Here is a 23,442-nt window from a genome sequence, read left to right as displayed (position 1 = left end):
CCCGCCGCCCCTGCCGCCGTACGGCCCACGACCAGGAGAGAGCCATGACCGGCCTGTCCACGCTCCACCGCCCCCCGCAGCCCGCGGCGCCCGCCGGCTACACCGTCACCCTCGCCCGGGACGAGGCCGACGTGCGCGCCGCCCAGCGGCTGCGGCACGATGTCTTCGCCGGTGAGCTGGGCGCCCTCGTGGCCGGCCCGGAGCCGGGGTACGACACCGACACCTTCGACGCCTACTGCGACCACCTGCTCGTCCGCTCCACCGCGACCGGGCAGGTCGTCGGCACCTACCGGCTGCTGCCGCCGGAGCGGGCCGCGGTCGCCGGCCGGCTCTACTCCGAGAGCGAGTTCGAGCTGGGCGCACTGGACGCCATCCGCCCGGGCCTGGTCGAGGTCGGCCGCTCCTGTGTGCACCCCGACCACCGCGACGGCGCCGTCATCGGCCTGATCTGGGCCGGCATCGCCCGCTATATGACCGACCGGGGCCATGAGTGGCTGGCCGGCTGCTGCTCGGTGCCGCTCGCCGACGGCGGTGCCCTCGCCACCGCCACCTGGCACCGGGTACGCGAGAGGCACCTGGCGCCCGAGGAGTTCCGGGTCCGGCCGCTGCTGCCGTGGCACCCGGGTGCCGAGGCCCCCGCCGACCGGACGGAACTGCCCGCCCTGCTGCGCGGCTACCTCCGCCTCGGCGCCTGGGTCTGCGGGGAGCCCGCGCACGACCCGGACTTCGGCGTCGCCGACCTGTATGTGCTGCTGTCGATGCGCCGGGTCAACCCGCGCTATCTGCGGCACTTCCTCTCCCTCGTGCCCGCCTGATGAGCGTCTGGCTGCCCAGCGCGCCCTGCACCCCGGGCGCCTGCGTGGAACGGGCCCGGGCCGCCGCGGCCGTACCCCGGGCCGTGCTGCGGCTGACCGCGGTCGCGGCCCTGGTGCTGGCCGGGATCGTGCTGTCGCCGCTCGGCGGGAGGATCCCCGCAGCGTGGGTCGGGCGGTGGTGCCGGGCGATCGTCCGGGCCATCGGGGTCCGGGTCCGCTTCACCGGCACCGCCGTCCCGGCTGGCGGGCTGCTGCTGGTCGCCAACCACGTCTCCTGGCTGGACATCCCGCTGCTCACCGCCGTACGCCCGGCCCGGATGCTCGCCAAGGCCGAGGTCCGGCACTGGCCCGTGGCCGGCCCGCTCGCCGCGCGCGGCGGAGCGCTGTTCATCGAACGCGACCGGCTGCGCGCCCTGCCCGGGACGGTCGGGCGGATCGCGGCCGCGCTGCGCGAAGGCGCGGCCGTGACCGCGTTCCCCGAGGGCAGCACCTGGTGCGGGCGGGCCCACGGCCCCTTCCGCCGGGCCGTCTTCCAGGCGGCGCTGGACGCGGACGTGCCCGTGCAGCCGGTCCGCCTGCGGTACCGGCAGGACGGCGGCGGGCCCGGCACCGCGGCCGCGTTCGTCGGCGAGGACACCCTGTTCGCCTCCCTGTGGCGGGTCGCCCGCGCCCGGGACCTGACGGCCGAGGTGGAGATCCTCCCGGCCATCCCGCCCGGCCGCCACACCACCCGCGCGTCCCTCGCCAGGGCCGCTCAGCCCGGCCGCGTGGGCGAACCGGACCGGACGCACGCCGTACCGGACCCCGCTCGGGTCGGCCGGAAGGCGCCGGCGCCGCAGCCGACCTGATCCGAGAGAAGGGCCCTAGACCGGCCGTACGACCTGCTCCGCCAGCCGCAGATAGGCCTGGACGGTGGCCGTGCGCAGGTCCTTCAGCTCCCACCGCGGTGACTGGAGCGCGGTGTCGAAGGGCACCCGCACCACCTGGTCCGGCGCGATGTTCAGCTGCCGGTGGACGTCCCTGGGCACCCCGCGCCGGCTGGAGCCGTCCGTCCGGGTGTCCACGACGATCGCCTGGTCCGCCAGCCGGTGCCGGCCGGCCGCCCGCAGCTCCTCGAAGGTGCGCACCACGGCGCCCTGGAACCAGTGCGTGGTGCCGCAGCACACCACCAGCCGGTCGGTGAGGTCCAGGACCACGTCCGCCGACGGGGCCAGCCGGACCGGCGCCCAGTCGGTCAGCACCAGGGAGTAGTACGGCGCCGTATGGGCCAGCAACCGCACATACTCCTGGGCGTGCGTGGAGTTCGGCCCGTTGTGCCCCCGGCGGATCGCGAGCACCTCCAGGCCGGAGGGCAGCCGGGTGGTGAGCGCCCGGATCTCCTCGTACGACGGCTCCAGCGGCAGGGCGGCCAGGTCCCGGGGCACCGCCCGGTTGCGGTCGCGCGGCAGGAAGGAGGCGAGCGCGCCCTCGGTGGCGGCCCCGTCGAAGGCGAGCACCGGCTCGCCCCGCACCCCGGCCAGCAGGGAGCCGAGCGCCATCGTCGTGGTGGCCCGGCCGCTGTAGTGGCCGGCGCCGATCAGCGTCACCCGCAGGCTGTGCCGCAGCGGGGCGCGCAGCCGCGCCAGGCGGCCCAGCGCTTCTCTGCGCGCGGTGCCGAAGCGGGGCAGGGCCAGCAGCGGTTCGGCCCGCGCGGCCGGCTTCGGCGGGGTGAGCGGCACGGGGTCCGGCGGCCGCGTGCCGGTCTGCGGGCCCGGCACCGGCACGTCGGCCGCGAACCGCGCCCGGGCCAGCGCGATGTACTTGGCGAGCGCGTCGGCGACCTCGCTGGCGGTGGGCCGGGCCGCCGGGTCGTCGCCCAGACAGCGCAGCACGAGAACGCGCAGCTGCTCCCAGCCGTCGCCCTGCCACAGATGCATGCCCTCCGGCAGGTTGGGTATCTCCACGCCGGCCTTGCTGCTGATCAGCTGGAGCAGCGAGCCCAGCGCCCGCATGCTGTCCGCGACGGTCGGCGCTGGGCCCGGGCCCAGCCAGCGGCCGTCGACGGCGTAGTCGGACAGATCGGCGAGGACCACGGTGCGGCGCAGCACATACACGCTGTCCATGCCGAAGTCGGCGGGCACCAGGCCGCCGGCGTGACACAGCGCCAGCGCGTTCGCCAGATGCCACGAGACCAGCAGCCCGCGCACCAGGTCGAACGGCACGGTACCGCGCTGGAGGGCGCGGGCGAACACCTCCGACAGCCGCGGCGGCTCCCCGGGGGCGTCACCGTCGCGGACCGGTCGCATCGCCAGCCACGGCGGGGAGTCGGAGAGCCCGGTCGCGAGCAGCGCCGGCGCGTACTGCCCCTGCAACCGGGCGAGCGCCTCCGCCTCCACCGCGATCAACTGGGCGTTGGCCGCGGGCAGATCGGGCCGCGGAACGCGCAGCACCGCCTCGCCGCCGTTCCGGTCCACGCCCCGGTAGAGCACGGTACGGCGGCCCCGGCGCCGGTCGTGCAGGGTGTAACCGCCGAGCCGGACCGGGTCCGCGTCGGTGAGCGGCATCCAGTCGTCGCCGGACGGCGCGGCGGCCTCCGTCCGCGCACCGGGCAGGCCCGGCGTCCGCTCGAACGACATCCCGAAGCGGGCGAGCAGCCGGCGCTCCACACTGGTGAACGGCTGATGGGTGCCGGGCAGACGGGCGGAGCCGTCCGGGTGCGCCAGCCAGGCCGGGAAGTCGGGGGAGTTGCCCGCGAGTTCCTCCAGGTGTGCGCCGATCCGCCGGCTGGTGCGCAGCAGTTCGGCCTGTGGCACCGAGTCCAGGAGCACCGCCTTGGACTCCTCGGAGAAGTCGAACACCCGGTGTTTGACGGGCAGCGGGCCGGGCACCGGCGCCGGGTGCGGCCGGACCAGGCCGCCCAGGAACACCTCCGCGAGATGCGAGGTGGTGGCCGGCCAGGGCACCGCCGACTGCACCAGCCGCATCACCGGTACCGACAGCGGGGAGACCGCCGCGAGATGCGCCGCCAGCCGGTACGCCTCCGGGGTGGCCGCGTCCCGGAAGTGCTGGGCGCTGGTCAGCCCCCGGGCGGCGGTCACGCTGCCGTACGGGTCGGGGCGGGTCAGCAGGGGCAGCTCCACGGTGGTGCCGGGGGAGGCGAGCAGTCGGGCCCAGCCGCGCAGCGACTCGGCGGACGGCTCCAGGACCGGCACCGGCACGCCGTCGAACTCCGGCAGCACCGGATCGCTGATCTCCCAGGCCGTGTTGGCGCCGCCGATCCGCCGCGTGGTGACCTGCCAGCGCTCCGCGGCGATCCCGGACGCCTCCCACATGTCCGGCGGCAGCGTCTGCACGACGGCGACCGGTCCGTGCGCCGCCCACCGCGCCAGCAGCCGGTGCAGGGCGCCGGACCGCCAGGCGGAGCCCATGCCGTCGCTGACGACCAGCACCAGGGTGCGGCCGGAGGGATCGTTCACCGTGCTCAGCGGCAGGGCGCCGCTGTCCGGCCGGAACGGGCGGGCGCGCAGACAGGGCGCGCGGGACCCGCGCGAGTCGAGACCGAGGACCCGGGTGGTGCCGAAGGCGCCCAGCCGTTCGAGCAGGGTGCGCAGTTCGGCGCCCAGCCGGTGCCACAGCAGCATCGACAGACCGTCGTCCACCAGCAGCACCAGATTCAGCCAGCGCTCCCGCACCGGCCGCTCCACCACATCGGCGAGGCCCGTCTCGGCGAGCTGCGCGGCGGTGCGCTCCTCGTCGATCTCGGTGCGGTGGCGGCTGTCCAGGCGGCGCCGCAACGGGCGGAGCGCCCGGCCCAGCTCCAGCTCGTCGGCGAGCGCCTTGTCCTCCGGCACCCGCACCGGCATCGCCCGCCGGGGCTCGGGGGCGGACGCGGCGAGCCGCACCTCCACGGCGGTGCCCTCGTCGGCCGCCCCGTACAGGGAGGGCGAGGTGAGGTCGGGCAGATCCGGGTCGTCCGGGGTCGGCGTGGGCGGCTGCGGGGCGGTCTCGCCGGGCTCGGGGGCCGGCACCTCGGCCGGACGGTCCGGCGTGGGCGGCGGCTCCCGCAGCAGCGGCGCGTCCGCGCCCGCGGGCAGCCGGCGGGCGAGCCACAGCACGTCGAGGACCTGTTCCGCATCCAGGTCACGGCCGCAGGCGGCCAGCACCCGCAGCACCTCGGCGATCCGCTCACCCCCGCCCGGCACGGTCACAACGCCCCGGTGAGCTGGTGCAGTACGGCGTCCAGCAGGCCGTCGGCGTCCAGGTCGATGCCTCCGGTGCGCAGGAACACGGCGTTGAGCAGCTGGTCGGTGGCGAGTTCGCCGAGCGCGCGGCGGCGCAGGAAGACGTCGATGAGGTCGTCCGCCTCCCGCAGCGCCTCCTCGCCGAGGTGCGCGGCGACGATGGTGCGCAGCCGCTCCTCGTCCGGCACGGGCAGCTCCAGCCGGAGACAGCGGCGCAGGAAGGCGGGCGGGAAGTCCCGCTCCCCGTTGCTGGTGATGATCACGACGGGGAACTCCGCGCACTGCACCAGCCCCTGGTGCACCCGGACCGTGCCCCGGTGGTCGGAGGTCTGCACCTCCACGTCGGCGGTGCCCTCCGGCAGCCGGACCAGCTCCTTGATCTCGAAGTAGCCCTCCTCGAACACGGTGAGCAGGTCGTTGGGCAGGTCGACGTCACCCTTGTCCATCTCGTCGATGAGCAGACAGCGCGGCGCGGCCGACGCCACCAGCGCCGTACCGAGCGGGCCGAGCCGGATGAACTGGCCGATGGACGGCTCACTCTCGCCGCGGTCCCGGCTCAGCGTGGTCTCGCGCAGCCGGCCGATGGCGTCGTACACGTACAGCGCGTCCGGCACGGTCGAGCGGCTGGTGACGGACCAGCGCAGCAGTTCGCCCAGGCACAGCTCGTGTGCGACGGCCCGGGCCAGGGAGGACTTGCCGGTGCCCGCGGGGCCGGTCACCAGCAGCGGACGGCGCAGATGCAGCGCCGCGTTGACGATGTCGGCGTGCCGCGGGTCGATCACATACGGCAGTCCGGGGCGCCGGGCGCGCTCCGGGGTGAAGCGGCGCCAGGGCGGCGCCGCGGGCAGGGCGACGGCCCGGGGGGTGCCGTCACCCCGGAACAGCCGCCAGTCGGCGTCGGAACCGGACGTCATGGGCCCTCCTGGGGTTCGGACAGGTGCAGTCGGGGCACGGTGCGGTCGGCGTCGGCCCAGGCGAGGACCGGACGCCCGGGGAACTCGGGTGGATTGGCCTGGGCGTTGGCGCGGTAGTGGTGGACGCCGTCGGGCAGTTCGCGGGTGGCGACCCGCTCCATGTGCCGGACGCTGTGCGAACCCCCGTCCTCCCGGCGGTCCCACATCACCACAGGTATGCCCAGGGCCAGACAGGTCTGCACGATGCGGTCCCGGGGCGGCCCGGGGGGTACGTCCACGGAGACGCGCACCGTGTCGAGTTGGTTGACAAGCCGGGAGTAGAGCGTGTTCCGGTCCAGCGGCTCGTCCACGACCAGCGTCTTGCCGGAGTCCAGGCGGCTCCAGCGGCTGCGCCAGCGGGAGACGAACCGGCCGTTGCGGCGCAGGAGTTCCGGGCAGTTCACGACCAGCGGGAACTCCACCCCCAGCACCCCGGGCACCAGTTCGGCCGGGTCCCGGGCCGCCCACTCGTCCACGGGCAGGTTCAGCGCGCTGCGGTCCACCAGCACTTCCACCAAGGGCGGCCGTTCGTCCTCGGCCGGCGGTGTGAGCGAGTCCAGGACGCGCAGCACCTCACGGGCCGCCTCCGAGGCGGAGTACGACGTCGTGCTCTCCGCGGAGACCTGCCGCGGACCGGCGCCCTCGTCGCACCAGATCCGTAGCCGGTGCCGGTTCCGGCCGGCCTTCGTCACCTGCACCAGGACCCGCACCCGGGCGTCCCGGCCGGCTGCCGTACGGGCCCACTCCTGGGCGTCGTAGCGCCGTTCGCCGAGCGCCGAGCGCTGGATGCCGAGCCGGGTGGCCACCCCGTCCGCCCACATCCGTAACAGCGCCCGCTGGGTGTCCGGAGCCAGCGCGGCGACGTACTCCACCACCCGCAGCAGGGCGGGGACCCGACGCTCCCCGTCGCTCGCACGGCCGTCGCCGGACAGCGCCTCCAGCTGGTCGAGCAGCCCCTCCACGGTGCCGTCGCCGGGCCGGGCGGCGAGATGCGGCAGCGCGGCCCGGACCACCTCGGGGAAGCGGCTCAGCAGCGCGGGGTCGAGGGCGCGCAGATGCCTGCGCAGCTCCGTGTCCTCGGCCGGGGACAGCAGCCGGGGCGTGCGGGACTGGGCGCCGGCGAGGAGCAGCCGGTCGGTGGCGCCGGGATCCGTCCTGCGCAGGATCCCGCTCAGCGCGGCCAGCGCCCGCGGATGCGTCAGCAGGAACGCGGCGAACTCCTCGGCGGTGGGCGGCACCACGTCGCTGCCGTGCCCCACCCCGCACTGCCGGGCCAGCCGCTGCGCGTAGCCGCCCCGCGTGCTGGGCGAGGGCAGCGCCTCCTCGATGGTCCGCAGCAGCAGCCAGTAGGCGTGGTCGTCGGGGTCGACCCGCTCCGGCCGCAGCCCGTCCAGCGCGCCGAGCGGGCGCAGTTCGGCCTCCACGGCCTGCCAGGGCAGTACCCAGCTGCGCCGGATGACCTGCTGGAAGCTGGGTGGCAGCGGCCGTCCGGCGGCGTCCACCGGCAGGAAGTGCCCGACGACCACCCCCACCACCGCCTGCTCCTTCCGGCACCACAGCGGGCCGCCGCTGTAGCCGGGGCTGACGGCCATGCCGGTGGGCGCGCCGTCCACATAGGCCAGGGCGCCGTGCAGACCGGCGACGGTGAGCCGGGCCAGGGTGGAGGGGTTGCCGCTGCCGTGCCAGGCGTCCAGCTTCTGCCCGACCGACAGGGCGGCCTGGCGGGGCGTGGGCGGCAGCCCGGCGGCCGGGGCGTCCACCCGCAGCACCGCCAGGTCACCGCGCCACTCGACGCTGCCCGCGCGCACCGCGCCGCCGTCCGGGGCGCGCGGCGGGATCCAGTGCGCCACCCGGGCGAGGTGGCTCTGCCGGGCATGCCTGTCGTAGAAGACGTCGACCGTGACCTCGTCGACGACGGGTGCCCGGGAGTCGAACATGTCCCGGCCGAGCGCCGCGTTGACGACATGCGCACAGGTGAGCACCGTGTCCGGGCCCAGGACGAAGCCAGCCCCGGCGGATTTGCCGTCATCGGCGCGCCGGACGGACACGACATGCAGGGAGGGATCGTCGAAGCCGTCCCCCGCGGCAGCGAACCACCCCACCCGTCACCCCGCGGGCGTCGGGGCGGGGCCCGGGCCCGGCTTCCAGCTGGCGGTGACGGTGAGATGCGCCTGTCCGGCCGCCCCGACGACCCCGAACTTGAGGTCCTGGCCCACCTGCACACCGAAGGTGACGCTCAGCTCGGTGGGCGGGTCGGGCACCGCCGTGGCGGCGTCGTGGACCTCCTGGAGCAGCGGGCCGATGGGGCTCAGCGCGCCGCGCAGCGCGGCGGCCGCGAAGTTGGCGACGGCGCGGCCGGCCGCGCCGACCGGCACCACCCGGCCCATGCCCTCCGGCAGATCGTCGTCCGCGGGAAGGGCCGCCGGGCCCTCCCCGGGCGCGAGCAGGAACCGGACTGGTGTGCCGTCGTCGAGTGCGAGACCGGGCGCGGGATCGGGCGAGAGATCGGGTGATGAGGACACGATCACCAGTATGGTCACGAGCGGCGGATGGGACCGCGGGATGCTCAACTCGGTTACCCCATTGATGCATTGGGCACCCGTCGCACTCCGGACTCAGGGCAGCACCCGCGCCAGATACGGTGCCGTGGCACTGTCCGGCGCGGTGGCCACCTGCTGCGGCGGGCCGGCCGCCACGATCCGGCCGCCCCGGTCGCCGCCGCCCGGACCGAGGTCGATCACCCAGTCGGCGCCCGCGACGACCGTCATGTCGTGCTCGACCACCACGACCGTGTGCCCGGCGTCGACCAGCCCGTGCAGCCGGTCCATCAGCACCTCGACATCGGCCGGATGCAAGCCGGTCGTCGGCTCGTCCAGCAGGTACAGGGTGTGACCGCGCCGGCCCCGCTGCAACTCGCTGGCCAGCTTGATCCGCTGCGCCTCCCCGCCGGACAGCTCGGTCGCCGGCTGGCCGAGCCGGAGATAGCCGAGTCCCACGTCGAGCAGGGTGCCCAGGCTGCGCGCGGCGGCCGGGCTGTCCGCGAAGAACTCCGCGGCGGCCTCCACCGTCAGGTCCAGCACCTCGGCGATGCTGCGCCCCCGGTAGGTCACCTGAAGCGTCTCGGGGTTGTAGCGGGCGCCGCCGCAGTCCGGGCAGGGCGCGTAGGTGCTCGGCAGGAACAGCAGCTCGACGCTGACGAATCCCTCGCCCTGGCAGGTCTCGCAGCGCCCGCCGGCCACGTTGAAGGAGAACCGCCCGACGCCGTAACCGCGTTCCTCGGCCGCGGGCGTCGCCGCGAACACCTTCCGTACGACGTCGAACAGGCCGGTGTAGGTGGCCAGATTGGAGCGCGGGGTCCGCCCGATCGGCTTCTGGTCGACCCGGACCAGCCGGTCGACGCCCTCCGCCTCCTCCGTCAGCGCGCCGATGAGCGTGGACTTGCCGGAGCCGGAGACACCGGTGACGGCGGTGAACGCGCCGAGCGGGAACGCGGCGGTCACCGCCCGCAGATTGTGCCGGGTCACCGGTCCCACCGTCAGCCAGCCGCGCGGCTCGCGGACCGCCCGCGCCGGGCCCGGTGACTCGTCGAAGAGGAAGGCGGCCGTCGCCGACTCCTCGACCGACGCCAGCTCGGCCGGCGGCCCGCTGTACAGCACCCGGCCGCCGTGCTCGCCCGCCCCGGGCCCCACGTCCACCAGCCAGTCGGCGCCGCGCACCACCTCCAGGTGGTGCTCCACCACGAACACCGAGTTCCCCGCCGCCTTCAGCCGGTCCAGCACCGTCAGCAGCGCCTCGGTGTCCGCCGGGTGCAGTCCGGCGGACGGCTCGTCCAGCACGTACACCACGCCGAACAGCCCGGAGCGCAACTGGGTGGCGAGCCGCAGCCGTTGCAGCTCGCCCGCCGAGAGGGTGGGCGTGGCCCGGTCGAGGCTGAGATAGCCGAGACCCAGCTCGACCACGGGGGCGATCCGGGACTCCAGGTCCGCGGTGAGGACCTGGGCGGTTGGGGTGCCGCCGCTGTCGGCGAGAACCGCGGCCAGGTCGGTCAGCGGCAGCGCCGCCAGCTCGGCGATGGTCCGCCCGCCGAAGGTCACCGCCAGCGCCTCGGGCCGCAGCCGGCTGCCCCCGCAGGCCGGGCAGGGCGCGCTGGTCAGGAAGCGTTCCGCCTTCGCCCGCAGCGTGGCCGACTTGGTGTCCGAGAAGGTCTTCAGCACATACCGGCGGGCGCTCATGTACGTGCCCTGGTACGGCCGTTGGATGCGGTCGGCGTCCCGTACCGGGTGCACGGTGACGACCGGCTGCTCGTCGGTGAACAGGATCCACTCGCGCTGTTCTGCGGGCAGCTCACGCCAGGGCCGGTCCACGTCGTAGCCGAGCGTGTCCAGGATGTCCCGCAGGTTCTTGCCCTGCCAGGCGCCCGGCCACGCGGCGACGGCTCCCTCGCGGACGGAGAGCGTGGGATCGGGGACCAGGAGTTCCTCGGTGGTCTCGTGCACCTGGCCGAGGCCGTGGCACTCCGGGCAGGCACCCGCCGCCGTGTTCGGCGAGAACGCGTCCGAATCGAGCCGCTCGGCGCCGGGCGGGTAGTCACCGGCGCGCGAGAACAGCATGCGCAGGGAGTTGGAGAGGTTGGTGACCGTGCCGACCGAGGAGCGGGAGCCGGGGGCGGAGCGCCGCTGCTGGAGGGAGACCGCGGGCGGCAGCCCGGTGATCTCGCCGACCTTGGGCGCCCCGACCTGGTGGATCAGCCGGCGCGCGTACGGCGCGACCGACTCGAAGTAGCGCCGCTGGGCCTCGGCGTAGACGGTGCCGAAGGCCAGGGACGACTTCCCCGAGCCGGACACGCCGGTGAACACGGCCAGGACGTCCCGCGGGATGTCGACGTCGACACCCTTGAGGTTGTGCTCGCGGGCGTCGCGGACGCGGACGTACGGGTCATGGGGGTGGTGCATGGGGGCAAGACTCTACCCGCCCATGTCCGGTCAAGCCTGCGGAGGGGGGTTTCCCTGGTCGCGGCCCAGCTGCTCGTCGATGCGCCGCTGTGCGTCGTCGACCTGCGACTGGTACTTGTTCCCGGTCCGCGCGTCGAAGGCGTCACCGGCCTTGTCGACGCCCATACGGGCCTGGTCCTCGTGGCCCTTGAGCAGACCCTTGAGCTTGTCCAGCATGGACATGGCAGCCCTCCTCGTCGCTTGGGTTCCCTCCCAGGGTCACCGGGCCGGGCGAGGTTCGCATCTCGGGCCCTCAGGACCCGGGCGCGAACAGCCCGGCGAGCCGCCGGTAGGAGTCCAGCAGCGCGGCACGGTCGTATGTGCTGGTGGTGACCAGGATCTCGGCGGCGCCCGTCTCCTTGAGCACCGTCTCCAGCTCCCGGGCGACCTGTTCGGCGGTGCCGGCGATGTGCCGGGCGAGCCCGGACTCGTACAGGTCCCGCTCCTTTACGGTCATCGCGCGGGCCTCGATCTCCTCGGCGGGGGCGAGGGGCGGGAAGGTGCCATGGGTGCGCGCGTACGCCATCGACCAGGCCTCCGGCACCAGCAGCCGGTGCGCCTCCTGCTCGGTGCCGGCGACCGCGACGGTGCCGGAGACCACGACGTACGGCTCCGCCGCCCAGGGGGAGGGGCGGAACAGCGAGCGGTACTGGTCGATCCCGCGCAGCAGCTTCTCGCGGCCCCGCAGATCCCCGATGACCAGGGGCAGACCGGCGCGGGCGGCGATCGCCGCGCCCTCGCCGATCGCCAGCACGAACGGCGGTACGCGCAGGCCCTCGGACGGGCGGGCGTGCACCCCGGTGGGCGAGGTCCCGGTGAAGAACTCCAGCAGTTCGCCCAGCTGTGCCGCGAAGTCCTCGGCGTCGCCCCGGTCCCGGCCGAGCGCCCTGCGCACCCCGTCCGTGAAGCCGACGGACCGGCCGAACCCCATGTCGATGCGGCCGGGGAACAGCGCCTCCAGCACCCCGAACTGCTCGGCTACGACAAGGGGCCGGTGGTTGGGCAGCATCACCCCGCCGGTACCGACCCGGATCCTCCGGGTGGCCCCGGCGACCGCCGCCGCGAGCACGGTCGGCGCGGAACCGGCGACGCCGGGCACACCGTGGTGCTCGGACACCCAGAAGCGGTGGTAACCGAGCGCCTCGACCTCGCGCGCCAGCGCGACGGTGTCCCGCAACGCCTCACCGGCCGGACGGCCCTCGCGCGTACGGGAACGGTCGAGAACGGAGAACCGGGTCCGGTCGATCAGTGCGCTGCTCACACAGGGTTCAACGCGTACGAGTCCCGGGGATTCCCGCTGCCGGGAGGGTGGCTGGGCGGGTGGCATGGTGGTGTGCGGGGCGCGACAGGTGGTTGACCACTGTGTGGCCGTCGGTACCGGGGTGGCCGGGGCCGGGGGCGGGGGAAAGTGGGGGGCGCTGGTTAGGGTTTGGGTGTGAGTGATGACAGCAGACGGCCGATCGCCGTGTTCGATCTCGACAACACCCTCGCGGACACCGCCCACCGGCAGCGTTTTCTGACCACGCGGCCGAAGGACTGGGACGGGTTCTTCGCCGCCGCGCCCCAGGACCCGCCGCTCGAGCGGGGTGTGGCGCTGGCCGTGGAGACCGCCCTCACCTGCGAGATCGTCTATCTGACGGGCCGCCCCGAGCGGTGTCGCCGGGACACCCTGGACTGGCTCGCGCAGCATGGGCTGCCCGAGGGGCGGGTGCACATGCGGAGCAACTCCGACCGCAGGCCGGCCCGGTTCACCAAACTGGAGACGCTGCGCCGGCTCGCCCGGGACCGCGAGGTCCGGATGCTGGTGGACGACGACGAACTCGTCTGCGACGACGCCGAACGCGCCGGGTTCACCGTCGTACGGGCCCGGTGGGCGGTGAAGTCGGCAGCCCTGGAGGAGGCCCAGGAGCGCGAGGGCCGTACCTGAGACCCGGCCCGGCGTCCGGCCGGGTCAGTCCTCGTCCTCGATGCGGAAGCCCACCTTCATACACACCTGCCAGTGCTCGATGCGCCCGTTGTCGAGCTGGCCGCGGATCTGCGTCACCTCGAACCAGTCCAGGTTGCGCAGGGTCTGGCCCGCACGGTCGATGCCGTTGCGAATGGCCTGGTCGACGCCCTCGTGGGAGCTGCCGACGATCTCGGTCAGCCGGTATGTGTGGTTCGACATGGTTCCACGGTGCCGCATCCGGGCCCGGCCCGCACGGCGTCGAGGCCAGGGGCCGTATTCCCGTGGGAGCTTGACCTCCGCATTGGTCCATACCAAAATCCAGCACACCCCGTTCGAGCACCGGCTGCTCGACCCCCCACGCCGGGACCCCGCCCTGTCCGCACCGCCCAGGCCAGACAGAACAGGACCCCTCGTGAGACGTCGTCGCCTGCTCGCCCTCCTCTGTGTCACCGGATCCCTCCTCGGCGCCTGCGGGCTGCTGCCGGGCGGGCACGAGCGGAAGACCGTCACCGTGTGGCTGATGCAGGACAGCGCCTCGGCGGACTTCCTCGAACGCTTCACCGCCGACTTCGAACGCACCCACCAGGACCTGCGCCTGGACATCCGCATCCAGCAGTGGACCGGCATCGTCGAGAAGGTGCGCGCCGCGCTCCAGGACCACTCCGGGCACGGCCCCGACGTCATCGAGGTCGGCAACACCCAGGTGCCGCTGTACGCCGACGGCGGCCGGCTCGCCGATCTGACGCTGGACGCGATGCGCGACTGGGACATGGACAGGTGGCTGCCCGGCCTCGCCGAACCCGGCAAGGACGGCAACAAGCAGTACGGCATCCCCTGGTACGCGGCCAACCGCGTCGTGATCTACCGCAAGGACCTCTTCGCCCGGGCCCGGATCACCCGGCCGCCGCGCACCCGTGCCGAGTGGCTCGCCGACACCGAGCGGCTCGACACCGGTGGCGACCAGGGCATCTACCTGGCCGGCCAGGACTGGTACACCCTGTCCGGCTTCATCTGGGACGAGGGCGGCGACCTGGCCCGGCAGCGGGACCACGAGTGGAAGGGCGCCCTGGACACCCCGGCCGCGCTGCGCGGCATGGACTTCTACCGGCGGCTCCAGGCGCTGGGCGCGGGGCCGGTGGACGCCGACGAGGAACACCCGCCGCAGGCCGGCGTGTTCGCGGGCGGCAAGGTCGCCCAGATCGTCGCCGTACCCGGGCTCGCCCGGGCGATCGTGCGGCAGAACCCGGGGCTGAAGGGGAAGCTGGGCTTCTTCCCGGTGCCCGGCCCGACCGCCGCACGGCCCGGCACGGTCTTCACCGGCGGCTCCGACCTGGTCGTCCCGGAGAACACCAAGGACCAGTTCGCGGCCACCGCCGTGGTGGGCGCGCTGACCGGCGCCAAGTGGGACACCGAACTGGCCCGCACCATGAACTACGTGCCCAACAAGAGCGCCCTCGCCGCCTCCGTCGCGGACGAGGCGGGGGTCGCCGCCATGGCCGTGGGCGCGGCGCACGGCCGGGCGACCCCGAACACCCCTCAGTGGGCCGACGTCGAGGCCGACAACCCGATCAAGCAGTACATGACCCGGGTGCTGACCGGGGCGGACCCGGCGACCGAGGCCCGCAGGGCCTCCCGGAAGATCACCGAGGCGCTCGCTCCGGACCTCGGCTGACTCAGCGCGCCACGCTCAGCGACAGCGCGAAGCGGCCCTGCTCGTCCGTCCACCAGTGGGTCAGGTCCAGGCCCACTGCGGCGAGTTCACGGGTCACACCCTCCTTCCGGAACTTCGCGGACACCTCGGTGCGCAGCTCCTCGCCCGCCGCGAACTCCACGGCGAGACCGAGCGCGGGCACCTTCACGGTCTGCGCGGTACGGGAGCGCAGCCGCATCTCGATCCATTCGCGCTCGGCGTCCCACAGGGCCACGTGCGCGAAGGCGTCCGGATCGAAGTCGGCGCCCAGCTCGCGGTCGATGACGGCCAGCACGTTCTTGTTGAAGGCGGCCGTCACACCGGCCGCGTCGTCGTACGCCCGGACCAGCACCCGCTCGTCCTTGACCAGGTCGGTGCCGAGCAGCAGCCCGTCGCCCGGGGCGAGCAGCGTACGCACCGAGGCCAGGAACTCCGCGCGTTCGGCCGGGAGCAGATTGCCGATCGTGCCGCCGAGGAAGGCCAGGAGCCGGGGCCCGGGCGTTGTGGGCAGCGCCAGCGGGGCGGTGAAGTCGGCGATCAGCGCGTGCACCTCCAGTCCCGGGCGCTCCTCGACGAGCGCCTGCCCGGCCTGGCGCAGGGCGCTCTCGCTCACGTCCACCGGGACATAGGCGGCGAGCCCGGTCAGCGCGTCGATCAGATAGCGGGTCTTCTCCGAGGAGCCCGAGCCCAGCTCGACCAGGGTCCGGGCACCGCTCGCGGCGGCGATCTCGCCCGAGCGGACCGCGAGGATCTCCCGTTCGGCGCGCGTCGGGTAGTACTCGGGCAGCTCGGTGATCTCATCGAAGAGCTTGCTGCCGCGGGCGTCGTAGAACCACTTCGGCGGCAGCGACTTGGGGTTTGCGGTGAGGCCGCGCAGGACGTCGGCGCGCAGCGCGGCGTCCGTGGCGTCCTCGGGGAGGGTGCGGGTGACGTGCAGGGGACTCAACGGCAGGGCTCCTTCTCGGTTGCGGGCGCCGGATCCTCCAGCGGAGCGAGCAGCACGCCGGCGCGGTTCGCGGTGAGCACGGTGCGGTCGGGGACCTCCTGCCAGAGCGGGTCGTCGTCGTACGGCTCGGAGGCGACGACCGTCCCGCGACCGGGCTCCGTGCGGTACCAGAGGCTGTCGCCCCAGGCGGTGGCGGCGATGGTGTCGCCGTCGGTCAGCAGCAGGTTCAGCCGGGCGGCGGGCGCCGTCCGGGCGACCAGCCGCACCGTCTCGCCCAGCGCCCGGTCCGGGTCCTCGCCGGAGTGCAGCCGGTGCAGGACCAGCGCCCAGACGAACGCCGAGTCGGTGCGGGCCGCGAGCGCGAGCAGCTCGGCCGGGGGCAGCGCGGACAGCAGCGGCGCCGCCGTGTCCGGCCAGCCCGCGATGGCGCCGTTGTGACTGAACAGCCACCGCCCGGCCGCGAACGGCGCCGCCGCGGCCTCCGCGTCGGATCCTGCCAGGGTCGCGTCGCGGACGGCGGCCAGCACGGCACCGGAGCGCACCACCCGGGCCAGGTCGGCGAAGGACAGGTCCGCCCAGATCGGCCCGGCCCGCCGGTAGCGGGCCGGCACCGGGTCGTCCGGGGCGTACCAGCCCACCCCGAAGCCGTCCGCGTTGACGGTGCCGTAGCGCTGCCGGCGCGGCGCCCACGACTGCCGCAGCAGACTGTGCGGGGGCTGCACGAGCAGCGTGCCGAGCGGTGTCTCGGGGCCGACGTAGGCGATATGACGGCACATCAGCAGGGCTCCGAGCAGGCGGTGCGGAAGCCGGAGAAGATCTGCCGCCGGATCGGGTAGTCCCAGTTGCGGAACGTGCCCCGGCAGGCCACCGGGTCCACGGCGAACGAACCGCCGCGCAGCACCTTGTAGTCGGAGCCGAAGAACACCTCCGAGTACTCCCGGTACGGAAACGCCCGGAACCCCGGGTACGGCAGGAAGTCGCTGGACGTCCACTCCCACACGTCACCGATCAGCTGCCGTACGCCGAGCGGCGAGGCGCCGTCCGGGTAGCTGCCGGCGGGGGCGGGTCCGAGGTGCCGCTGGCCCAGGTTGGCGTGGACCGGCTCCGGCTCGGCGTCACCCCACGGGTAGCGCCGGGAGCGGCCGGTGACCGGGTCGTGGCGGGCGGCCTTCTCCCACTCCGCCTCGGTGGGCAGCCGGCGCCCGGCCCAGCGGGCGTACGCGTCGGCCTCGTACCAGCTCACGTGCAGCACCGGCTCGTCGGGCGGCACCACCTCGGTGACGCCGAACCGGCGGCGCAGCCACTGGCCGCCGTCCCGCCGCCAGAACAGCGGCGCCGAGATCCCGTGCCGCCGGATGTGCGCCCAGCCCTCCGGCGCCCACCAGCGCTCGGTGTCGTAGCCGCCGTCCGCGATGAACGCCTGGTAGGCCGCGTTGGTCACCGGGGTGGTGTCGATCCTGAACGGCGCCACCTCGCGGGTGTGCGCGGGGCGTTCGTTGTCCAGTGCCCAGGGTTCGGCGGAGGTGCCCATGGTGAAGGGGCCGCCGGGTACGAGCACGTCGGGCGGGCCGGTGAAGGGCGGGGCCGGCGCCGGATCGGGGGCGGTCAGGGCCTGCGGGCCGGTGCGCAGCTGATGGGTGATCAGCATGGTCTCGTCGTGCTGCTGCTCGTGCTGGGCGATCATGCCGAAGGCGAACCCGGCAGCGGTCAGCCGGGTGCCGTGGAAGTCGGCCGCCGCCAACACGTCCAGGGCCCGGTCCCGCACCTCGGCCGCGTACCGGCGGGCCTCCTCGGGCGGCAGCAGCGGCAGCGTGGGGCGCTCGGCGCGCGGGTGCTCGAAGGCGTCGTACAGGGTGTCGATCTCCGGGCGCATCGCCTCCCGGCCGCCGACCGCCCGCAGCAGCCACAGCTCCTCCTGGTTGCCGATGTGCGCGAGGTCCCACACCAGCGGCGACATCAGCGGGGAGTGCTGGGCGGTGAGGTCCGGGTCCTCGACACAGCTGGTCAGCAGGGTGGTGCGGTCCCGGGCCGCGGTGAGCGAGGCGAGCGCCCGGGCTCGCAGGAGGTCCGGATCGCCGCCGGTGGCGGAGGTGTCGGTCTCGGGGGCCGTCATGTGCGGATGTCCTTCCTCCCGGAGGCGGTGGGGGCGCCGCCCCCGCTCAGTACCCGGTCGTTCAGTTCCCGAACGCTCGGTCCGTCCTCGCCCAGTCCGTCCAGCAGGTCGTCGGCGGGGCAGCGGCCCCGGGCGACATAGCGGTCCCGGTAGGCGCTCACGGCGTGCAGGACGGCATCGGTCGCGCCGAGCCGGGGCAGCGCCTCCAGGGCGGCCGCGAAGCAGACGTCGGCGGCCTCGCGCAGCTCCCGGTCGGCGAGGGCGTGCCGGGCCGCGTCCACCCACAGCGGGTTGTGCGGGGCGGGCAGGCCCAGGGACCGCTCGGCGAGCGGCTTCACCGCCCGGTACGCGGCCTCGGCCGCCGCCGGATCGTCGAACAGCGCCGCCGTCACCGCGAGCGGCACCATCCAGCCGTCCGCGCCGGGCTGGGCGTCCATCATCCGCAGCTCCAGATGGCCGCGCGGCCGGACCGGCGGGAACAGCGTGGTCAGGTGGTAGTCCAGGTCCGCCCGGGTCGGCGGCCGGGGGGTGCGGGAGCGGGTCCACTCGCGGAAGGTGAGCCCCTCGGGCACGTCCCACGGCCCGCTCTCCCGGCGGACGCACATCACCGGCGCGTCCAGCACATGCCGGGCCCACGCGGCCCGCGGATCGCCGTCCAGCGGGGGAGCGCCCGCGCGGCCGGCGCCGATCTCCGTCCACAGCAGCTGACGGGTGGACCGCCAGCCGGTGGGCCGGCGGCCGATCAGCGGGGAGTTGGCGAACGCGGCCACCAGCACGGCACCGAGCTGGTGCGCCAGCCACCAGCGCCGTACATGGCCCAGCGGGCCGGGCTCCTCGTGGCCGGCGTCCACGCACACCTGTACCGAGGCCGAGGTGCACATCATGTGCCGGCCGGCCGGACCGGTGCGGTCCAGACAGGCCTCCATGGCGTCGTAGCGCGGTTCCCGCAGGAACCTGCGCGGCGCGTGCCAGGGGTCGTGGCCGATGCCGAGGATGCCGAGGCCGTCCTCGGCGAGCGCGGCGCGGACGGCGTCCAGGTCGGCCGAGACGGTGTCCACGCACTCCATCAGGGACGCGGCGGGCGGCGAGCTGAGCTCCAGCTGGCCGCCGGGTTCGATGGTGAGCGCCGAGCCCAGGGGTACGGCCCGCAGCCTGGCGTAGGCCGCTTCGAGCCGGTCACAGCTCACGGGAAGCTGCGGCGTCCGCAGCTCGTGGACGAGCCACTCCAGTTCCACACCCAGCGCCCGGGGCGGTCCGGTCTTGAAGCAGATGCCCCTGACCAGGGCTTCCACCTCGGCGTCGGTGACGGCTGTCCGGGACTCCGTACAGTCGCCACCGTCGCTCTTGGAATCAGACATGTCGGGATCCTCCTGAGAGACACCACCATGTCACCGGCCCGGTCCAGGGTGGTCCGGGCCGGCACTCGTTCCACCCAAGACCCTCGCGCCGGTTCGCACAAGGGTGCCCTGCCGGATGTTCCGGATCGGTCATCACCGTTTCCGTGCCCGTTCCCGGGACGTTCCCGGGGACGGGAAACTCCGTTGCACCGCATCACCAGCATCGCCCAGGATGCCTGCGTGAGCACGACGGGGGAGACCGCGCGGGCCGTGGTCACGGCGTCCACGGGGGTGGCGCCGTGAGCGCCGGCCTGCGCGGAACCGCCCCGGAAGCGGAAGTCCGCGGCTGCTCCGCGGCGGCCGGTCAGGTCCAGCCGTAGCGCTCGTGCAGCCGCTGCCGCACCAGGTTGAACCGCATGCGGTCCAGCGCGCAGGCCTCCCGGCGCATGCCGCTCTCGTGCAGCCTCAGCACCCGGTCCACGTCCACCCAGGAGTCCCGGCCGGACCGGTCCCAGGGCCCGCTGCCGATCGCCACCCACTCGCGGTCGCCGTCGTGCCGCTTGCTGGAGAGCTGTACGGCGAGGAAGGTGCCCGCCGCCTCCCGGGCGACGACCAGCACCGGGCGGTCCTTGCCCCGCCCGTCGTTCTCCTCGAAGGGCACCCAGGTCCACACGATCTCGCCGGGGTCCGGGTCGCCGTCGTGGGCCGGGGAGTACTCGGTGCGCACCCGGCCGACCTCGCGCGGGTCGGCCTCGGTGGTGGCGTGCGGGCCGTAACGGCCGGGGACATTCTCATCGGTAAACGTGGTCACGGCGGCACCCTAGTGGTACGGATCATGCCGCAACGAGCCGCCGGACCCCGCGGATTACTCCGATGCGGTGTCGGCGCGCCGGCCGATGGCCATGCCGGGGCGGCGCACGTGCACCGTCAGATACGTCAGCCCGCCCGGCCCGGCGGTGATGCTGCGCGTCGCGCCGTGCGGCAGCCACACCAGGGCCCCCTCGGCGAGCGGCCGCGGCTCCTCCGCCGTGCCCTGTCCGAGCACGCCGTCCCCGGCGACCACCATCAGCAGCACGTCCAGCCGGGGCTCGGCGTGCGCGGCGACCCGGGTGTCCGGGGCGAGCCGGACCACGTTGGCGTCGAGCTGGCGCCCGCTCTCGGCCAGCTTCCACAGCACCCCCGAGGGGACCGGTGGCGCCTCGGCCAGGGCCCGGGCGTCGCACAGCAGGCGCGGTTCCGGCTCGGGCCCGCTGCCGCCGGCCGGCCGGCTCCCGATCGCGGACGGCTGTCTCATCTGCTGTTCCTCTCCGTTCTGGTCGGTCCCCCGTGCCCGACTACCCCCGCCCGCACTCTACTCATTAATACATGTAGGATTCGTGAAAAATGAGCGCAGGTGAGAGCGGGGTGCCCGGACATGGCCACACGGGAGAGTCCGCGACGGCGCGAGGTGCTGGACACCCTGCGTGCCGCGCCCGCACCGCTGGGTGTCACGGAGACGGCCGAGCGGATGGGCATCCACCCCAACACCGTCCGCTTCCATCTGGACGCCCTGGTGGCCGAGGGCCTGGTCGAGCGCCGGACCGAGGCACCGTCCGGACCCGGCAGGCCGCGCACCGTCTACACGCCACGCCCCGGCATGCCCCGCGGCGGCACCCGCTCGTACGCCCTCCTGGCGCGGATGCTGCTCAGCCGCTGGGCGGCCGCCGATCCGGCCGAGGCGCGCGCGGAGGCGCTGGAGACCGGCCGTGAGTGGGGCCGCTTCCTGGTGGACCCGCCGGCGCCGTTCGAGCGGCCCACGTCCGCGCGTGCGGCGGCCGGACTGGTCGCCCTCCTGGACGACCTGGGTTTCGCACCCCGCCCGGAGGGCGCGGCGGAGCCGGACGGCCCACCGGAGCGGATCCGGCTGCACCACTGCCCGTTCCTCGAACTGGCCGAGGAACACGGCCGACTGGTGTGCCCGCTCCATCTCGGCCTGATCCAGGGCGCCCTGGCGCGGCTCGACGCCCCGCTGACCGCCACCGGACTGGAACCCTTCGCCGAACCGGACTCCTGTGTGGCCCGTCTGGCCGAGCGGCCGGCCGCCGCCTGAGCCCTCCCGGCCCCTCACCCCCGCTGCCCGGCGGCGGAGAAAGGCACCCCTGCATGAACGCCACGTCCGCCGCCACCGCGAGCGCGGTCACCTTCGTCTGGCTCGGCATGGTGCTGGCGATCTCCTTCCTGGAGGCGCCGCTGAAGTTCCGTGCGCCCGGCGTGACGATCCCGATCGGCCTCGGCATCGGCCGGCTGGTGTTCCGGGCGCTGAACGCCGTCGAGGCGGTCTTCGCCGTCGCCGTGACCGCCGTGGTCGCCGCGGGCGGTGCCACGGCCGCCGTCGGCTGGGCGACCGGCGCCGCGGCGGCCCTCCTGCTCGCCCAGCTGGCCGTCGTACGACCGCTGCTCAACCGCAGGTCCGACCGGGTGCTGGCGGGCGAGGACCTGCCCCGCTCGCGCAGCCACCTCTGGTACGTGGCCCTGGAACTGGCCAAGGTCGCCGCCCTGATCGCACTCGGGGTGGCCCTGAACACCCTGTGACGTGGGTGTTCCAGGGGCCCCGCTCAGTGCTCCTCGTCCACCGGTACCGGCAGGGAGGGCGAAGTGGCCTGTGCCGCCGGGGCGTTGTCGCCCATGGTGGCGAGCAGCTTCCGGGCGAGGCCGAGGCCGGTGCCGCCCATGGTGAGCGCCTTCGCGAACAGCTCGCCCATGCCGTCGGCGCCGTTGAGCAGCACCATGTTGTCCACATTGCCGAACGCGGACGCGCCGGCCTGCACGATCTCCGGCCACTTCTCCGCGAGTTGCTGGGCGACGACCGCCTCCTGGTTCTCGGCGAGCGCGGCGGCCCGTGCCTTGATGGCCTCCGCCTCCGCCAGACCCTGGGCCCGGATCGCCTCGGCCTCCGCCAGACCCCTCGCCTGCGCGGCCGCGGCCTCCGCCTGACCGGTGGCCCGGGTGGCGTCCGCGCCGGCCGCCCCCCGCGTCTTGGTCGCCTCGGCCTCGGCGGCCGCAGCCGTCTTCACCCGGGTCGCCTCGGCGCCGGCCGCCAGCTCCGTCTCCTTCGCCTTGGCCTCGGCCGCCGAGATCCGCGCATCGCGCTCGGCCTCGGCCAGCGTCCGCTTCTCGTACGCCTTCGCGTCCGCCGGCTTGCGGACGTCGGCCTGGAGCTGCTGCTCGCGCCGGTGCGCCTCCAGCTCGGCGACCCGGGTCTCCTGCACCACCACCTCCTGCCGGGCGCCGGCCTCGGCCAGCGGACCGGCCTGCCGGGCCTTCGCCGCCGCCTTGTCCCGCTCGGCCTGGTAGCCGGCCTGAAGGATCTCGCTGTCCCGGGTGGCCTCCGCCATCCGCGCGAACGACTGCTGCTCGGCCTCGGTGGCCAGCCGGTTCGCCTCCGCCTGCGCGATCCGCGCGTCCCGCTGCACGGCCGCCGCATGCGGCATCGCCAGGTTCTGGATGTAGCCGGTCGGGTCCTCGATCTCGTGGATCTGCAACGAGTCCACGATCAGCCCGAGCTTCTCCATCTCGGTACCGCAGGCCGCCCGGGTCTGCCCGGTCAGCTTCTCACGGTCCCGGATCATGTCCTCCACCGTCAACCCGCCCACGATGGACCGCAGATGACCGGCGAAGACGTTGTGCACCCGGTCGGACATCAGCTTCTGCTGGTCCAGGAAACGACGGGCCGCGTTGGCGATCGACACGAAGTCGTCGCCCACCTTGAAGATGACCACGCCCCGCACCTTCAGCGGAATGCCCTGGTGCGTGACGCAGTCCACGTGCAGCTCGGTCTCGTTCAGGTCCAGGGACAGCTTGCGCACCGCCTGCACCCCGGGCAGCACCAGCGTGCCGCGCCCGGTGACGATGCGGAACCCCATCCCCTCCTCCAGGCCCTCCGTACGGTGCTTGGAACCGGAGATGATGAGCGCCTCGTTCGGCTCGGCGACCCGCCACATCAGCTTGAAGAGACCGACCAGCACGAGGACGGCCACCACGACCGCCCCCGCAACGACGCCGACGATCATCGGCATTCGCCCCCTTTGCATGGTGCCCGATCCGGCACCGGACGAAGGGAGTGTGCGCCCGCCCGGACGCCCCGAGAAGACGGCGGGGAATCCTTGTTGCCATCTTGACGCACACCGCCCTCACCTGGGGCGCAGCCCGCTCAACTGTCGTAGGCGGCGATGACGTACACCGTCCTGGGCGGCAGGTACTCCACCACCGTGACCACCGTCCCGGGCGAGAGGCGGGCGGTGCCGTCGGCCGGGTGGGCGAGGAAGTGCTCCGCGCCGCCGCGCACCCGCACGATCACCTCGCCGACCAGCCCGGGCCCGACCGTGCCCGTCACCCGGCCGAGCAGCCCGACCATCGACACATCGTCCATGGCCCCAGCGTACGGGCGGAA

General features: G+C 74.3%; 22 protein-coding genes. 6 read left to right on the top strand and 16 right to left on the bottom strand.

The window, feature by feature from the left end; all coding sequences use genetic code 11:
- Positions 1–44 precede the first annotated feature (44 nt).
- Both ACWCV9_RS03130 and ACWCV9_RS03125 read left to right on the top strand, forming a co-directional pair.
- Positions 45–815 carry a GNAT family N-acetyltransferase gene (locus ACWCV9_RS03130; protein ID WP_450783966.1) on the top strand — a complete coding sequence of 257 codons (771 nt, stop codon included), beginning with the start codon at positions 45–47 and terminating at the stop codon, positions 813–815.
- Complete coding sequence (locus ACWCV9_RS03125; RefSeq protein ID WP_450783964.1) at positions 815–1,663, top strand: lysophospholipid acyltransferase family protein; 849 nt, start codon at positions 815–817, stop codon at positions 1,661–1,663. The genes ACWCV9_RS03130 and ACWCV9_RS03125 overlap by 1 nt, the downstream gene beginning before the upstream one ends.
- A gap of 15 nt (positions 1,664–1,678) precedes the next feature.
- Here the strand turns inward: ACWCV9_RS03125 and ACWCV9_RS03120 are convergent, their stop codons facing one another.
- From ACWCV9_RS03120 to ACWCV9_RS03090, 7 genes are all read right to left on the bottom strand, one after another.
- Positions 1,679–5,002: an SAV_2336 N-terminal domain-related protein gene (locus ACWCV9_RS03120; RefSeq protein ID WP_450783962.1), complete on the bottom strand. Its 3,324-nt coding sequence runs from the start codon at positions 5,000–5,002 to the stop codon at positions 1,679–1,681.
- Complete coding sequence (locus tag ACWCV9_RS03115) at positions 4,999–5,949, bottom strand: AAA family ATPase (protein ID WP_385846070.1); 951 nt, start codon at positions 5,947–5,949, stop codon at positions 4,999–5,001. Before ACWCV9_RS03115 ends, ACWCV9_RS03120 begins: the two co-directional genes overlap by 4 nt.
- A complete protein-coding gene (locus tag ACWCV9_RS03110) occupies positions 5,946–8,090 on the bottom strand; it encodes a VMAP-C domain-containing protein (protein WP_450783961.1) in 2,145 nt (714 codons plus the stop codon). The genes ACWCV9_RS03115 and ACWCV9_RS03110 overlap by 4 nt, the downstream gene beginning before the upstream one ends.
- A 3-nt stretch (positions 8,091–8,093) precedes the next feature.
- Positions 8,094–8,510 (bottom strand): CU044_2847 family protein, encoded by a 417-nt coding sequence (locus tag ACWCV9_RS03105; protein ID WP_450783959.1) that lies wholly within the window; start codon positions 8,508–8,510, stop codon positions 8,094–8,096.
- Positions 8,511–8,603: 93 nt separating this feature from the next.
- Positions 8,604–10,940 (bottom strand): ATP-binding cassette domain-containing protein, encoded by a 2,337-nt coding sequence (locus ACWCV9_RS03100; protein WP_450783958.1) that lies wholly within the window; start codon positions 10,938–10,940, stop codon positions 8,604–8,606.
- Between the two features lie 30 nt (positions 10,941–10,970).
- On the bottom strand, positions 10,971–11,162 hold the full coding sequence (locus ACWCV9_RS03095) for an antitoxin (protein ID WP_385846063.1): 192 nt from the start codon (positions 11,160–11,162) through the stop codon (positions 10,971–10,973).
- Between the two features lie 70 nt (positions 11,163–11,232).
- Positions 11,233–12,240, bottom strand: coding sequence for an LLM class flavin-dependent oxidoreductase (locus ACWCV9_RS03090; RefSeq protein WP_450783957.1), 1,008 nt, complete (start codon positions 12,238–12,240; stop codon positions 11,233–11,235).
- 174 nt (positions 12,241–12,414) lie between these two features.
- Here ACWCV9_RS03090 and ACWCV9_RS03085 point away from each other — a divergent pair, with 174 nt between their 5' ends.
- Complete coding sequence (locus ACWCV9_RS03085) at positions 12,415–12,906, top strand: phosphatase domain-containing protein (RefSeq protein ID WP_450783956.1); 492 nt, start codon at positions 12,415–12,417, stop codon at positions 12,904–12,906.
- A gap of 24 nt (positions 12,907–12,930) precedes the next feature.
- Here the strand turns inward: ACWCV9_RS03085 and ACWCV9_RS03080 are convergent, their stop codons facing one another.
- Complete coding sequence (locus tag ACWCV9_RS03080) at positions 12,931–13,146, bottom strand: dodecin (RefSeq protein ID WP_450783955.1); 216 nt, start codon at positions 13,144–13,146, stop codon at positions 12,931–12,933.
- 193 nt (positions 13,147–13,339) lie between these two features.
- Here ACWCV9_RS03080 and ACWCV9_RS03075 point away from each other — a divergent pair, with 193 nt between their 5' ends.
- Positions 13,340–14,599 (top strand): extracellular solute-binding protein, encoded by a 1,260-nt coding sequence (locus ACWCV9_RS03075; protein WP_450783954.1) that lies wholly within the window; start codon positions 13,340–13,342, stop codon positions 14,597–14,599.
- Position 14,600: 1 nt separating this feature from the next.
- On the opposite strand, the gene egtD is transcribed toward ACWCV9_RS03075, so the two are convergent.
- From egtD to ACWCV9_RS03045, 6 genes are all read right to left on the bottom strand, one after another.
- Positions 14,601–15,563 (bottom strand): L-histidine N(alpha)-methyltransferase, encoded by a 963-nt coding sequence (egtD, locus tag ACWCV9_RS03070; protein ID WP_450783952.1) that lies wholly within the window; start codon positions 15,561–15,563, stop codon positions 14,601–14,603.
- Positions 15,560–16,339, bottom strand: a complete 780-nt coding sequence (gene egtC / locus ACWCV9_RS03065; protein WP_450783951.1) for an ergothioneine biosynthesis protein EgtC — start codon at positions 16,337–16,339, stop codon at positions 15,560–15,562. The genes egtD and egtC overlap by 4 nt, the downstream gene beginning before the upstream one ends.
- Complete coding sequence (gene egtB, locus ACWCV9_RS03060) at positions 16,339–17,676, bottom strand: ergothioneine biosynthesis protein EgtB (protein ID WP_450783950.1); 1,338 nt, start codon at positions 17,674–17,676, stop codon at positions 16,339–16,341. Before egtB ends, egtC begins: the two co-directional genes overlap by 1 nt.
- Positions 17,673–19,034, bottom strand: a complete 1,362-nt coding sequence (gene egtA, locus ACWCV9_RS03055) for an ergothioneine biosynthesis glutamate--cysteine ligase EgtA (RefSeq protein ID WP_450783949.1) — start codon at positions 19,032–19,034, stop codon at positions 17,673–17,675. The genes egtB and egtA overlap by 4 nt, the downstream gene beginning before the upstream one ends.
- 343 nt (positions 19,035–19,377) lie before the next feature.
- Positions 19,378–19,824: a type II toxin-antitoxin system PemK/MazF family toxin gene (locus ACWCV9_RS03050; protein WP_450783947.1), complete on the bottom strand. Its 447-nt coding sequence runs from the start codon at positions 19,822–19,824 to the stop codon at positions 19,378–19,380.
- Positions 19,825–19,878: 54 nt separating this feature from the next.
- Positions 19,879–20,307, bottom strand: a complete 429-nt coding sequence (locus ACWCV9_RS03045) for a cupin domain-containing protein (RefSeq protein ID WP_450783946.1) — start codon at positions 20,305–20,307, stop codon at positions 19,879–19,881.
- A 120-nt stretch (positions 20,308–20,427) separates the two neighbouring features.
- Here ACWCV9_RS03045 and ACWCV9_RS03040 point away from each other — a divergent pair, with 120 nt between their 5' ends.
- Positions 20,428–21,102, top strand: a complete 675-nt coding sequence (locus ACWCV9_RS03040) for a helix-turn-helix transcriptional regulator (RefSeq protein ID WP_450783945.1) — start codon at positions 20,428–20,430, stop codon at positions 21,100–21,102.
- 53 nt (positions 21,103–21,155) lie between these two features.
- A complete protein-coding gene (locus ACWCV9_RS03035; RefSeq protein WP_450783944.1) occupies positions 21,156–21,584 on the top strand; it encodes a hypothetical protein in 429 nt (142 codons plus the stop codon).
- A gap of 23 nt (positions 21,585–21,607) precedes the next feature.
- Here ACWCV9_RS03035 and ACWCV9_RS03030 read toward each other — a convergent pair whose 3' ends face one another.
- Positions 21,608–23,068, bottom strand: coding sequence for an SPFH domain-containing protein (locus ACWCV9_RS03030; protein ID WP_450783943.1), 1,461 nt, complete (start codon positions 23,066–23,068; stop codon positions 21,608–21,610).
- Between the two features lie 134 nt (positions 23,069–23,202).
- Positions 23,203–23,421, bottom strand: coding sequence for a hypothetical protein (locus ACWCV9_RS03025; RefSeq protein WP_385846043.1), 219 nt, complete (start codon positions 23,419–23,421; stop codon positions 23,203–23,205).
- Between the last annotated feature and the right edge of the window lie 21 nt (positions 23,422–23,442).

The sequence above is a fragment of the Streptomyces sp. NPDC001606 genome (assembly GCF_053596835.1).
This window is presented reverse-complemented; position numbering and strand designations above follow the sequence as displayed.